The organism is Mycolicibacterium sp. HS_4_1 (genome assembly GCF_054515875.1).
In genome coordinates, this window is sequence record NZ_CM137261.1 from 4,203,624 (window position 1) to 4,217,190 (window position 13,567).

A 13,567-nucleotide genomic window follows, 5' to 3' on the forward strand; every position below is an offset into this window, starting at 1 on the left:
TCGCTTGCGTCCGGCGAGTGGTGTTGGTGTACCAGTCGGACATAAATAGCGGTTTTGGCCGCAAGGACACCCGTCGCCGACGGCGATGCGGGGTGGAATGCGAGACCGACTTCGGCTGCCGGGGTACGCTCACCGATACAGGTGATGGTCGGTGCCGGGTGTACGCGTTGATCGTCACCGCCGTGTAATCCGGTTGACACGTCTGCCTTCGTGATCACGTCACAGCCAGCTGTGCCACACATTGCGATGCGGCGGCGGCCAAAGCACAGAGCCCGGCCTGACGCGCTATGCGCGTAGCGTACCTGACTGCGCGCAGATGCCCACCGAACACGTGGGTCCGGTAGTTACGCGCGATGTGGTTCATTAGTTCCCGCTGGCCGAACTTGTTTCCGAAGCGGCCAGGAGTTCGGCGCGGTCGGTGGGAAGACATTTGGTGATGGCCCGTTTAGCAAGCATGAAATCGCGTGGTCGATTGACGCAGTCGGCGGCGATGAGTTCGCCATCACGGAAGTAAAAGCAACTGAATTCTCTATGGCGCGACGGATCGCCGCTGAGCACGACTTCGTCGTATCCGGTGTTCAGACCGGCGATCTGGAGTTTGAGATCGTACTGGTCGGACCAGAACCACGGTAGCGCAGCGATGGCGCTGCGCTTCCCGCAGATGGTCGCCGCGGCGATCTTGGCCTGCTCGCCGGCGCTCGGCACCGATTCCAGCCGAATGCGTGAACCGTATCGGGCCATCACGTGGCTGGTGCAGTCGCCGGCGGCCACGATGTCCGGATCGCTGGTGCGGGCCTGGTCATCGATCACGATGCCATTATCGACGGATAATCCTGCGGCTGAAGCGAGTTCGGTGTTGGGTACCACGCCGACACCGACGATCACCACATCGGCAGGAAGTAATGCGCCGTCCGCCAGCACTACCTCTCGCACGTTGCCGTTGCCGGTGAAGGCTTCGACGAGGGCCTGAGTCCTAATGTCCACGCCCGCGTCGCGGTGGATCCGCGTGAAGAACGCCGACACCTCCGGCGCGATAACCCGTTCAAGTACACGATCCGTCGCCTCCAGCACAGTGACCTGCGGCGAGTTGGTCGAGGCCTTCGAAGTCGTTGGGGTTGATGGCCTTTCGTTGCAAGATTGAGAAGTAGATTTCGACTTGGTTGAGCCAGGATGCGTGGATCGGTAGGTGCACCAGGTCGCGGTCGGCCAGGTGGTGTGCATGCGTTCGATCGAGCGTGTCCCGTTGTGCGATGAGCCGTTGTCCACGACCCAGAACACCCGCCGGGCCGACGCATAGGGTTCGGTGGTCATGACGTGGGCCACCACTTTCTCGAAGAGGTCGATACCGGTCTTGGGGGCGATCTGGCCGAGCACCCGGGCGTGGTGGACGTCGTAGGCGGCGAAATAGGCCAGGGTGCCGCCGCGGCGGTACTCGAATTCCACGCGCCGGGTCCGCCCGGGTGCTGATAGTTGTCCGCGGTGGCGCCGGTGTAGGGCTTGCAGATGGGATTTCTCGTCGGCGCTGATCACGTAGTCGCCGGGTCCGAGGGGTTTGCCGTGCCACGACCGGGCGTACAGGTCGAGTACCCGGGCGGCTTTGATCGCGAAGTCGGGGTCACGCGGGTAAGTCCAGGATCTGTGCTGCCAGGGTTTGATCGCGTCAGCGGCCAGCCAGCGGCGCACCGTAGCCGGCGAGATCGTCTCGGCGATCCCACGACCGATCACCTCGCCGGCTAATTCAGTGCTCGACCACCGCGACAACGGCGCACCGGTCTCGGCGGGCAGCGTGCACGCTAGTGCCTTGACCTCGGCGACCTGCACCGGTGTGAACCGTTCGGCGCCGTCCGCTGCGGGGCAGGTCATCGAGCCCGCCCAGACCTGTCTGGGTGAACCGGCGGCGCCATTTGCGCACCCGTGTCGACGTGCACACCTACCCCGGCGGCGATCGCGGAGTTGGTGGCGCCCTTGCGCTGCCGCGAGTACCATCGGTGCGCGGATCACCTCACGGTGCGCCGTGGTCGCCGACCGGGACCTGGCCTGCAGAACAGACTCGTCCAACGAGCTCAACTCGATGATGAACGCACTGGCTATCGTCATGGTTCCGTTGTCCCGCAATCGCGTTCGCTACCCGGACGCGACACGCCGTCGTCGTTGACATCACCATTCGCCCAGGTGGTCCACGATGAGCAGATGGCGACGATCCCCGACTCGACCAAGGCCTCCTTCCATCAACGGCTGACCGAGCATTCCCGCCGACGGTGGCCGCAACTGCGTGAGATACACCTGCGCTACCGCGCCGGTTTCGCCTACATCGACGGTGTCCTGCCCGACGGAGAAGTGTTGCGACTGTGCCGATTGCGCTACGGCGGCTCAGCACGAAACTGGGGCTTCGCCATCCGTCTTCTGCTGAGCCGCTCATGATTGAGGTGGGCAGAAACGAGTCTTGTAGTCGTCGTGACTGGCCCGGTAGAGCGCCACCCGATACCCCTTCACTTCCTGACTCCAGGATCGCGCTGCCGGGCACGCGGGGTCAACCCCAAGTGCTGACCTGAGAAGTTGGGAACACAGATGGCTGGTGGCTGACCGCTGGGTGCGGTGTGGTCGCGGGCTCGGTGCAAGTCTCCGCAAGGTTGGTAGAGGTGATGGGCAGGACAGCGCCTGAGGCAACGTCGGATCTCCTTGGTGGTGCGCCCTTCGGCGCGACACCGTTCGACGTAGGCCCGTGTGTCTGAGATGAAGCGTCTCACCGACGGCTGCTCCGGCTGTGAGAGATCACGCATTTTGCCCGAGAACGTGACAACAATGCAGAATCGGCCTCGGTCTGACACAACTGACCCTGGCGGGAGTGAAGCCGAGAAAGTCGAGCTTCTCGACCGTTCGGCGACGCTCTGGACTGTCCATCTGACGCGATGGGGCTTCTCGTCGGGCGCTACCGCTCCGGCCGATAGCCGGCCGCTGATTGACGCAGCTCCCAGATCTGGGCTGGGCAAAGAATATCGACTGCGTTACTTACAAGGTAGTTCACCGATTCCTCGTCATTGGGTGTGATCTCATTCCGCACATCGGCGACGACCACACCGTAGGTATCGCCTCGTTGCATAGCATCACAAATTGTGCGTCCATATCCAACTGCATCGTTGTTCGGGAACTGATAGTGGCGTCGAAACGCAACGTTGTACGTGAACTCGATCTCCGGTGCCGGTTTAGCGGCAGCCGGCTGAGCAAACGCCAAAAACGCTAGGGCCGCAAGGACTGCCGCGCCGATCGATCTCTGCACCGTTCCCGTCACCACCGCATCGCCCTTTCACTCGTGATCCTGACTTAGTAGCCTTCGTGACCCGTCCAATTATCCGAACGTGGCCGCTGCATATGCAGCTTGGCTGGACACCCGTCCTGTAGTGTCGGGGCGACAGGCCACCTTCGGGTTCGTCGCGGATGGCTCTTCTGCGCGACGCCGCCCATCACGACGGAAGTCATCGGGAAAGCATACGCCGAATGGCCGGTTGATTCGGCCGTCTCGGCGGGTGTGATGCCGGCAGGGCCGCCTGGACCTAACCCCCGACGAACTTACGACCGCGACTACTAGTCTGCTGTCAGGGCTCCGCACCTGGTAGCCGCGGTACAGACAGGCCTCGTCTTCCCCGAAATGTCTTCCACGAAATCGACCTCCACGGAACGTGCGGTGCACTTCGATGGCTGTACTGGTGGTGAGCATGGCCATGGAGACGGCGCCTCGGGCAGGTTCGGCTCCGGCGAGATGTGCACCGCGGCGTACGGGCTCACGCAGGTCGTGTTCGGACAATCGCGAGGGGCCGTTCCGGATCAGCGTCCGTCGAGCATCACGTGGATGCTCCGGTCGTTGGCCCAGATGGTGACGGTGCGCCGCGCCAGGGCTGCTGTGAACTTCATCTGTTGGTTGCCGGGCAACACCAATCGCGCGCGTGGGGTGAGGTCGGCTTCCCATTCGACAGCGTGAATATCGTTGTCGACCAGACTGTCTGAGTGCACCACCGACGCCGGTGCCGGCACCGGCTGGGGTGGATCACACGATCGACCACTGAAGACGTCAGTGGGTCCACCAGCGTCGGCAGCGCAGCGACGGGTGCGATGGGAGCGGGCCAAAACAGCGTCGCCGGGGCGGCCATGGCCAGTGACTGATGCGGCCGGGGTGTGGTTGAAGCCGTTTACCCACGCGTCGATCGATGCTTGTGCGGTCTCGACGTCGGAGAACGCTCCGGCGGCGTCGAGCAGTTCACGGCACAGGGTCTTGTGCCAGCGTTCGATCTTGCCCGTCCTTGTCGGTGAGCGTGGTTTGGTCAGCCCGGTGGTGATCCCGTTCTCCCGGCAGATCCGTTCGAACAACACTTCGGCGGGATAGGGCTTGGTGAACCTGCCGGTGAACTGTTTCCCGTTGTCGGTCAACACTTCCGACGGAACACCATGACGTGTCATCGCTGCGGTAAGGCTTGGCACACCGCGCGCGCCGAGGGCTTGGTCACCACCGTGGCAATCACCACGAACCGGGAGTGATCGTCGATCCCGGTCACCAACTTGCACTCACCTCCATCGGCCAGAAATACCCCGCCCATGATGTCGAGCTACCACAGCGGCATCGCGCTGCCAGCGCCGGTACTTGCGCTTGTGGTTCTGCTGCTGGGCGGCCACGAAGCCGTGACGTACCAGAACCCGATGCACGCTTGATCGCGAGGGTGAAGACTCAATGTCACGGAGTCCGATCTCATGGGCGATCCGTTGCGGCCCCACCGTGGGTAGGTCCTGCGCAGCTCGCAGATCATCGCCACCATGCCGGGCGCGAGCTCATTCGGCGAGCTATGAGGCCGGCGTGAACCGTCTACCAACCCAGCCAGCCCGCCGACCCGGTACCGGGCGACCCAGGAGTGCACCGATTGGCGCGAGGTTCCAAACTCCCGAGCAACCTGAGCTTTCGGCGCGCATTCAAGAACCTGCAGAACGGCGCGGTATCGGTGTTCGGTCACCCAGTCGCCGGGACTACCCGGCAGCTCATCAGTCACAAAATCAAGATCAAACCAGACCCGTCAAGCAAGTCCTGAACCCGTCAAAGATGTCTAGAACCCATGGCGTCCAACATGTTCTTGAACCTTTCCATTGACAGGGAGGTGACGGGAGGACGGCTCGAAGTGGCTTCATCTGACGGTGATCACGGATCCGGATGGTCTGGATTGGTGATCTCGAAGGTGAGGGTTCGAAAGGGTGCGATCAAAAGTGGAGCAGTTCGTGGCGATCCGCCTGGATCATCGGGTGGAGGGGCTATCGATTAGGGCGCTGGCCGACAAGCACGGTGTGCACCGGAGTGTCAGCTCCGGTTGAATTCTGCGCAGCCTGCTCCGGGGTGGTTTCTAGGGGCGGTCGCAACCCCATTTTGATGATCCCGGGTTCGTGCACCGTGTGTTCACCGCCGATCGGCCAAATCAGTTGTGGCTCATCGATATCACTTAACACGTTACGACCGAGGGCAAGCTACATCTGTGCGGTCAACGGCGTGTTTTCTAATCGTATAGTTGGTTACTCGATCGATTGCCGATGAAATCGCAGTTGGCGGTCAACGCGTTTGCATCTGGCCATCATTCTTCGCAATCCCGTTGCGACAGTGGTTCATTCCGATTGAGCAGCTAATTTCGGTTCCACATCGTCCCAGAACTCCTCCGGATACGCCTTCGCCATGATCGGCATCCTTCCACCGAGAACCCCACGATCCTCAGATATCAGGCGTCAACCGAACCTTCAAGACCCCTCAGACACACGATGGTGTGCATCGAACCCTGGGCGGTTCAAAGACCGATCTGCTTGGCGATGATCTCCTTCATGATCTCGGTGGTGCCGCCGCCGATGCCGAGAATGCGCGAATCGCGGTAGTGGCGTTCGACTTCGGTCTCACGCAGGTAGCCCATACCGCCGTGCAACTGAACGGCGGTATCGACCGCGAGGTTGCATGCGGCGACGGCCGCATTCTTGGCCATTGACACCATACGCACATCGGTGTCGCCCGCAACGATGCGGTCGACGGCGGCACGGGTGTAGGTGCGTGCCACGTCAACGGCGGTAGCCATGTCGACGACCTTGTGGCGAATGACCTGACGGGTTGACAGTGCTCGCCCGAACGTCTCGCGCTTCTTCACCCACTGCAGGGTGAGGTCGAGGCAGCGCTGCGCCGTGGCGTAGCACTGCACCGCAATGAAGGCACGCTCAACTTGAAACTGCTGCATGATCTGGATGAAGCCGCTGTTCTCGGGGCCGACGAGGTTGCCTGCGGGGACACGCACGTCGGCGTAGCCCAGTTCGGCGGTGTCCGAGCACCACCAGCCCATCTTCTTCAGCTTGGTCGACACGGTGAATCCGGGTGTGTCGCGCTCGACGACGAGCAGCGAAATTCCGCCTGCGCCAGGGCCGCCGGTGCGCACGGCCGTCGTCACGAAGTCGGCGCGCACCGCCGATGTGATGAACATCTTCGCTCCGTTGACGACGTAATGATCGCCGTCGCGAACTGCGGTCGTGCGGATCCCCGCGACGTCGGAACCGGTGTCGGGTTCGGTCACGCCGAGGCTGCCGATCTTCTCGCCGGCGAGAGTGGGCGCGACGAACCGGCGGACCTGGTCCGGATCTCGGTGGGCGGCCATGTGCGGCAAGGCGATGTTGTGTGTCAACAGGCTCGCCAGCACCCCCGACGAGCCGCCGGCCTCCATCACGCCCTCGGTGAGAAGGACGAGGTCGCGCAGGTCGCCGCCGGCGCCGCCGACTTCTTCGGCGAAGCCGATACCGAGCAGGCCCGCCTTAGCCGCGCTGCGGTGCAATTCGCGTGGTAGTTCTCCGGCCTCCTCCCATTCGGTGACGTACGGGGCGATCTCCTTGTGTGTGAAGGCCTGCGCGAGATCGGTCAGGGCGCGGCGCTCAGGGGTCTCCCACGGGCTGACCACCGCGGTGCCCGACTGCTCGTCCAACTGGGTCATCGTGATGCTCCTCCTGCTCGACCCGAGGCATGTTCTGCCACGGTTGTCACCCGACGTTAATTGTGGCTAACATTACCGCGTAAGCAGATCGGCGTCGATGCTCGCTCGGAGGAATACCTTGGTTCACGTCCTACCCGATCACGTCGATGCAACGGCGCCCGGCTACCTCGAGAACCGCGACGGCCTGAGCGCTCAACTCGACGCCATCGCGGAGCAGCTGGCGCAGGCCAATGCCGGTGGCGGACCGAAGTACGTTGCGCGGCATCGTAAACGGGGCAAGTTGCTCGTCCGAGAACGCATTGAACTCCTGCTCGATCCCGACACGGCGTTCCTGGAACTGTGCCCCTTCGCCGCATGGGGCACCCGGTTCCCCGTCGGAGGCAGTGTGGTGGTCGGCATCGGCATCGTCGAGGGAATCGAGTCGATGATCATCGCTCACGACCCCACTGTTCGTGGGGGCGCATCGAACCCGTACACGTTCCGAAAAGTGTTCCGCGGCATGGCTATCGCGCGGGAGAACCGACTGCCCATCATCAACATCGTCGAGTCCGGCGGTGCCGACCTGCCCACACAAGCGGAGATCTTCGTGCCCGGCGGGCAGCTGTTCCACGACCTGACACAGCACAGCGCAGCAGGGTTGCCGACCGTGGCGTTGGTCTTCGGTAATTCGACCGCTGGCGGTGCCTACATCCCTGGCATGTGCGACTACGTCGTGATGGTGCGCAATCGCTCCAAGGTGTTCCTCGGCGGTCCGCCGTTGGTGAAGATGGCCACCGGAGAGGTCTCCGACGACGAATCGCTCGGCGGCGCCGATATGCACGCGCGCACTTCGGGGTTGGCCGATTTCATGGCCGAGGACGAGCAGGATGCGATCCGCATCGGCCGGCGCATCATGGCGCGGCTCAACTGGCGGAAGTGTGGCACCGGGCCCACATTGCCGCCGCACCCGCCGGTGTACGACCCCGATCAGCTGCTCGGCATCGCGTCGGTTGATCCGAAGGTTCCCTTCGACCCCCGCGACGTCATCGCCCGAGTGGTCGACGGATCGGCCTTCGACGAGTTCAAACCGCTGTACGGCACGTCGCTGGTCACCGGCTGGGCCTCGATCCACGGCTTTCCGGTCGGGATCCTCGCCAATGCGCGGGGCATCTTGTTCAGTGAGGAGGCCGAGAAGGGCTCGCAGTTCATTCAGCTGGCGAATCAGATCGACACGCCCCTGATCTTCCTGCAGAACACAACCGGATTCATGGTCGGCGCCGAGTACGAGCAGGGAGGCATCATCAAAGACGGCGCGAAGATGATCAACGCCGTGTCGAATAGCGCTGTCCCGCACGTGACCATCACCATGGGTGCGTCGTACGGTGCCGGGAACTACGGCATGTGCGGTCGGTCGTACTCGCCGCGGTTCCTGTTCGCCTGGCCCAACTCGAAGTCGGCGGTCATGGGTCCGGCGCAACTGGCCGGAGTGCTGTCCATCGTGGCGCGCGAGTCCGCCGCCGACCGCGGGCTGCCCTTCGACGAGGACGCCGACGCCCAGATGCGCACCGCGGTCGAGGAACAAATCGAGCGGGAATCCGTCGCCCTGGCCAACAGCGGTCGCCTCTATGACGACGGAATCATCGATCCTCGCGACACGCGGACGGTTCTCGGTTTCTGTCTGTCGGTCATCCACAACGGCGAAGTTCGTGGCCAGCGCGGCTACGGCGTCTTCCGGATGTGATGACGATGCCCAAGATCTCCAAGGTACTGGTGGCCAACCGTGGTGAAATCGCACGGCGAGTGTTCCGCACTTGCCGCGACCTCGGGATCGCCACGGTGGCCGTCTATTCCGACGCAGACGCCGACGCGTGGCATGTCGCCGACGCGGACGAGGCGGTGCGCCTCCCCGGCTCGTCCCCCGCCGAGACCTACCTCGACATGCGACGGATCATCGCCGCGGCCTCGCTCACCGGCGCCGACGCCGTTCACCCCGGTTACGGCTTCCTGTCCGAGAACGCCGCGTTCGCGCGGGCCTGTGCCGCGGCCGGCCTGGTCTTCGTCGGCCCACCGGCCGAGGCGATCGACGCAATGGGCTCGAAGTTAGCGGCCAAGAAGATGATCTCCGACGCAGGCGTTCCCGTACTCCCCGGTGGCGACACGACGGGGTTGTCTGCCGAACACCTCGCGAAGTTGGCGTCCGACGTCGGCTACCCGGTTCTGGTGAAGGCCAGCGCTGGTGGCGGCGGCCGGGGTATGCGCGTGGTCACCTCGCCGGATGAACTCGAGGAGGCGGTGGCCTCCGCCTCGCGTGAGGCTGCTGCCGCGTTCGCCGACGGCACCGTCTTCCTCGAGCGATACATCCAGCGCCCGCGACACGTCGAGATCCAGGTCATGGCCGACACGCACGGAAACGTCGTCTCTCTGTTCGAGCGCGAGTGCTCCGTGCAGCGTCGACACCAGAAAGTCATCGAAGAAGCGCCGTCCCCGGTCGTCGACGAGGAGTTGCGTGCACGGATGAGCGAGGCCGCCGTCGCTGCCGCGCGCGCGGTCGGGTACGTAGGCGCCGGCACGGTTGAGTTCGTCTACGACGTGGGCCGGGACGGCATGGGCGGCTCCTTCGCCTTCCTCGAGATGAACACCCGGCTGCAGGTCGAGCACCCCGTCACGGAGCTGATCACGGGCCTCGACCTGGTGCGGGCCCAGCTGCTGGTTGCGATGGGCCGCCCTCTGCCCGACGAGATGCACAACCCGCGAATTCGCGGTCACGCGATCGAGGCCCGTTTGTGCGCCGAGGATCCAACCGACGACTACCGGCCCTGCACGGGCACCCTGCGCACCATGGATGTTCCAGCGCTTACCGGCGTGCGGGTCGATTCGGGATTCCGCGCCGGTTCAGTCGTCGGTCACCACTACGATTCGCTGCTCGCCAAGGTCATCGCGTGGGCACCAACGCGCGACGAGGCCCTCTCCAGTCTCTCGGCGGCGCTGGCCGGCGCCCGTATTCACGGCGTCACCACCAATCGCGACCTGTTGGTGCGAACCCTGCGCCACGACGAGTTCGCCGGGTGCGGCACCGACACCGGATTCCTGCAACGACACGACGTGGCCGAACTCGGCGCGCCCCTGGCTGACTCACACGCCGAGAGTCTGCACGCCATCGCGGCGACCGTGGCCGGTGTGGCCGCTCGGCGTGCCGTCGCGCCCCTGCAAGCGTCACTGCCCGCCGGTTGGCGCAACAACCCCTCGCAAGCGCAGACCACAACCTGGCAAACGCAAACCGGGCGCGACATACGCATCGGATACACCCTGCATCCGACGGGAACGTCGTTGAGCGTCGATCACCAACCGTCGGCCGACCTCGCGGTCGTGGTGGGGAGCACCGAATCCGTCGTGTTGAGCGTGGGCGGAGTGCGCCGAACGTTCCACGTGCTCATCGACGGCGATCTCGCCCATGTCGACTCGGTCCTGGGCTATACCGCCTTACGAGTGGTGCCGCGCTTCGTCGACCCGAGCACGTTGACCCCGCCGGGTTCCCTCACGGCACCGATGCCCGGCTCGGTGGTCCGACTACCAATCGCCGAGGGCGAGACGGTGTCAGCCGGACAGACGCTCGTCGTCCTCGAGGCGATGAAGATGGAGCACACCGTCGCCAGCCCGATCGACGGCGTGTTGAGCGCCCTGCCGGTCGAGGTCGGCCAGCAGGTTTCCACCGGCGATGTACTCGCCGTGGTCGAGGCGGTGGACGGCGGCGAGGCGGCCTGCGCCATACAGCCCTAGGTAAAGCCAGCGCGCTGCCGACCGGCCGCGTGCTACCGCACGACGTCAGGAATGTCATGGAATTACACGAGACTGAGGAACGCCAAGACCTGCGCAAGGCGGTCGCCGAGATGGCCAAGGACTTCGGCCACAAGTACTACCTCGAGAAGTCACTCGCCGGCGAGAAGACCACCGAACTGTGGCGGGCCGTAGGCAAGCAGGGCTTCCTCGGCGTGAACCTGTCCGAGGAGTACGGCGGCGGCGGCGGCGGCATCTACGACATGCAGATCGTCGGTGAGGAACTCGCCGCGGCCGGATGCCCGCTGCTGATGACCGTCGTTTCGCCGACCATTTGCGGCACCATCATTCAGGCCTTCGGCAGTGAGGAACTCAAGCAACGATGGCTGCCCGGCATCGCGAGCGGCGAAACGATCATGGCCTTCGCGATCACCGAGCCGGATGCGGGCTCGAACTCGCACAACATCTCCACGACCGCCAAACGCGACGGTGACGACTGGGTCGTCAACGGCACCAAGTACTACATCTCCGGCGTCGACGAGGCCGAAGCCATTCTGGTCGTCACCCGGACGTCCACCAACGACCGTGGTCGCGGCCTTTTGAGCCTGCTCGTCGTGCCCACCGATGCACCTGGATTGACCAAGTCCCTCATCCCGGTGCAGGCCGTCACTCCGGAGAAGCAATTCACCCTATTCTTCGATAACGTTCGTGTGCCAGCCGCCAACCTGATCGGCGCAGAGAACGAAGGGCTGCGCCAGGTCTTCATGGGCTTGAACCCTGAGCGGATCATGGGCGCAGCACTAGGCAACGGCATCGGCCTTTACGCGCTCGACAAAGCCGCCAACTACGCACGTGAGCGGCACGTATGGGGAGCGCCAATTGGCTCGCACCAGGGTGTATCGCACCCGCTCGCCCACGCCAAGATCCAGGTCGAACTGGCGCGCTTGATGACCCAGCGCGCCGCCTCCCTGCACGACGCAGGCGACCCCGGGTCGGGTGAGGCGTCCAACATGGCGAAGTACGCCGCGGCCGAGGCAGGCATCCTGGCGCTCGACCAGGCGATTCAGACCCACGGCGGCAACGGCATGGCCACCGAGTACGGCCTCGCCACGCTCTGGGGCCCGGCCCGACTCATGCGCACCGCCCCCATCAGCCGCGAGATGATCCTCAATTTCGTGGCGCAGCACAGCCTGCGTCTTCCAGCGTCCTACTGAGCCGGCGGAAACGGAAAGAGATCACATGCAACGCGGCATCGGTCATTGGGTCACCCGGCGTTCCTTCCTCAACGCCGGGCGTACCGCGCTGATCAGCAACGGCGAGCACATCACCTACGCCGACTTGGATCGGCGCACCAACCAGCTCGCCGCCGCCTTGATCGCGCTCGGCGTGCGAAAAGGCGACAGGGTCGCAGTGCTGCTGGTCAATTCGGCCGAGTTCATCGAGGTGCTGCTGGGCTGCGCCAAGATCGGCGCTATCACCGTACCGCTCAACGTGCGGCTTGCTGCACCCGAGATCGGGTACATCCTGGCCGACTCCGGGGCCGACGTCCTCATCTTCCACGAGCCGTTGGCCGCACAAGCCACGACAGCCGTCACCGAATCCGGAGCCCGCGTGCGCCATATCGTGCGCGCCGGTGGGGTGCCGGCGACGGGTGAGCTCAGTTACGACGACCTCGTCTCAGGCGGAACGCTCGACGCGATTAACGGCGATGTCGAGGGCCGCGACCCGGCGTTCATCATGTATACGTCGGGGACGACCGGCCGACCCAAGGGCGCGATCCTCACCCACGACAACCTGCTGTGGAACGCGATCAACGTCCTCGGCACCGATATCGGCGTGCGGGGCGACGACGTCACGGCCGCGGTGGCGCCGATGTTCCACATCGGTGGCTTGGGTGTGCACACACTGCCGCTGCTCTACGTCGGCGGCACCAGCGTCATCATGCCCGCCTTCGACCCGCGAGCAACGCTGCAAGCGATGGCCGACCACCAAGTAACGATTCAGTTCATGGTGCCGGCCATGTGGGCCGCGCTCATGAAGGTGCCCGACTTCGACTCCTTCGACCTGTCCGCGCTGCGTTTCGCTATGGGCGGCGGGTCACCCGTTCCCCTGACGGTGATCGATTTCATGCGCGAGCGTGGTGTGCCCTTCACCGAGGGCTTCGGCATGACCGAGACCGCCCCGTTGGTGACCGTCCTGGACGCCGAGAACACCAGCACTCGGGCGGGGTCGATTGGCCGCGTGGCGATGCACGTCGACGCTCGCATCGTCGACGACCACGATCGCGAAGTCGCGATCGACACTGTGGGTGAGTTGATTGTGCGTGGCCCCAACGTGTTTACAGGCTACTGGATGAAGCCCGAGGCGAGCGCTGAGGCGTTCCGCGGAGGCTGGTTCCACACGGGCGACCTCGGACGCATGGACGCCGAGGGATACATCACCCTCGTCGACCGCAAGAAGGACATGATCATCTCCGGCGGCGAGAACGTCTACCCGATCGAGGTCGAGCAGGTTCTGTTCCGTCACCCGGCGGTACTCGACGCCGCTGTGATCGGAGGCGCGGACGCGAAGTGGGGGGAACGCGTCGTCGCGGTCGTCGTCGCCCAACCCGCGGTGGAAGCGCCGAGCGCCCAAGAGATAGTGGACTGGTGTCGTGAGCGGCTGGCACATTTCAAGTGCCCGCGCGACGTGCACTTCGTCGACGAACTGCCACGCAACGCCACCGGCAAGCTGCTCAAGACCGAGCTGCGTACGCAGTTCACAGGCATCGAGGCCGGAGTCGTTCTGCGCTGAGTGGCCTGCGCAGCGCCTCGCGGGTTCGGGGCAGG

Annotated in this window: 8 protein-coding genes and 1 pseudogene; 5 read left to right on the forward strand and 4 right to left on the reverse strand. The window is 64.4% G+C overall.

The window, feature by feature from the left end:
- Positions 1-363: 363 nt before the first annotated feature.
- Positions 364-1,863, reverse strand: coding sequence for an FAD-dependent oxidoreductase (locus ACX12F_RS20295; protein WP_260939844.1), 1,500 nt, complete (start codon positions 1,861-1,863; stop codon positions 364-366).
- Positions 1,864-2,190: 327 nt separating this feature from the next.
- Here ACX12F_RS20295 and ACX12F_RS20300 point away from each other — a divergent pair, with 327 nt between their 5' ends.
- Complete coding sequence (locus tag ACX12F_RS20300) at positions 2,191-2,421, forward strand: hypothetical protein (RefSeq protein ID WP_162563499.1); 231 nt, start codon at positions 2,191-2,193, stop codon at positions 2,419-2,421.
- Between the two features lie 508 nt (positions 2,422-2,929).
- Here ACX12F_RS20300 and ACX12F_RS20305 read toward each other — a convergent pair.
- The 3 genes and pseudogenes from ACX12F_RS20305 to ACX12F_RS20315 all read right to left on the reverse strand — a co-directional run bounded on the left by ACX12F_RS20305 (position 2,930) and on the right by ACX12F_RS20315 (position 6,986).
- On the reverse strand, positions 2,930-3,292 hold the full coding sequence (locus ACX12F_RS20305) for a DUF732 domain-containing protein (protein WP_260973475.1): 363 nt from the start codon (positions 3,290-3,292) through the stop codon (positions 2,930-2,932).
- A gap of 384 nt (positions 3,293-3,676) precedes the next feature.
- Positions 3,677-5,033, reverse strand: a pseudogene (locus ACX12F_RS20310) (IS481 family transposase); the annotation flags it as partial.
- Positions 5,034-5,810: 777 nt separating this feature from the next.
- Complete coding sequence (locus ACX12F_RS20315) at positions 5,811-6,986, reverse strand: acyl-CoA dehydrogenase family protein (RefSeq protein ID WP_260939849.1); 1,176 nt, start codon at positions 6,984-6,986, stop codon at positions 5,811-5,813.
- A 118-nt stretch (positions 6,987-7,104) separates the two neighbouring features.
- Here ACX12F_RS20315 and ACX12F_RS20320 point away from each other — a divergent pair, with 118 nt between their 5' ends.
- Genes ACX12F_RS20320 through ACX12F_RS20335 form a run of 4 tightly spaced genes read left to right on the forward strand, consistent with a single transcriptional unit; the run spans position 7,105 to position 13,532 of the window.
- Positions 7,105-8,706, forward strand: a complete 1,602-nt coding sequence (locus ACX12F_RS20320) for an acyl-CoA carboxylase subunit beta (protein WP_082763686.1) — start codon at positions 7,105-7,107, stop codon at positions 8,704-8,706.
- Positions 8,707-8,711: 5 nt separating this feature from the next.
- Positions 8,712-10,742, forward strand: a complete 2,031-nt coding sequence (locus tag ACX12F_RS20325; protein WP_260939851.1) for an acetyl/propionyl/methylcrotonyl-CoA carboxylase subunit alpha — start codon at positions 8,712-8,714, stop codon at positions 10,740-10,742.
- A 56-nt stretch (positions 10,743-10,798) separates the two neighbouring features.
- Positions 10,799-11,953, forward strand: a complete 1,155-nt coding sequence (locus tag ACX12F_RS20330; RefSeq protein ID WP_061003862.1) for an acyl-CoA dehydrogenase family protein — start codon at positions 10,799-10,801, stop codon at positions 11,951-11,953.
- Between the two features lie 25 nt (positions 11,954-11,978).
- Entirely contained in the window at positions 11,979-13,532 is a 1,554-nt protein-coding gene (locus ACX12F_RS20335; protein WP_061003864.1) for an acyl-CoA synthetase, read from the forward strand.
- The last annotated feature ends 35 nt before the right edge of the window (positions 13,533-13,567 follow it).

Bases quoted from the DNA above. Each gene is read 5' to 3' on its own strand.
- ACX12F_RS20295 (WP_260939844.1), bottom strand. From the start codon at position 1,863: ATGACCTGCCCCGCAGCGGACGGCGCCGAACGGTTCACACCGGTGCAG.
- ACX12F_RS20300 (WP_162563499.1), top strand. From the start codon at position 2,191: ATGGCGACGATCCCCGACTCGACCAAGGCCTCCTTCCATCAACGGCTG.
- ACX12F_RS20315 (WP_260939849.1), bottom strand. From the start codon at position 6,986: ATGACCCAGTTGGACGAGCAGTCGGGCACCGCGGTGGTCAGCCCGTGG.
- ACX12F_RS20325 (WP_260939851.1), top strand. From the start codon at position 8,712: ATGCCCAAGATCTCCAAGGTACTGGTGGCCAACCGTGGTGAAATCGCA.
- ACX12F_RS20330 (WP_061003862.1), top strand. From the start codon at position 10,799: ATGGAATTACACGAGACTGAGGAACGCCAAGACCTGCGCAAGGCGGTC.
- ACX12F_RS20335 (WP_061003864.1), top strand. From the start codon at position 11,979: ATGCAACGCGGCATCGGTCATTGGGTCACCCGGCGTTCCTTCCTCAAC.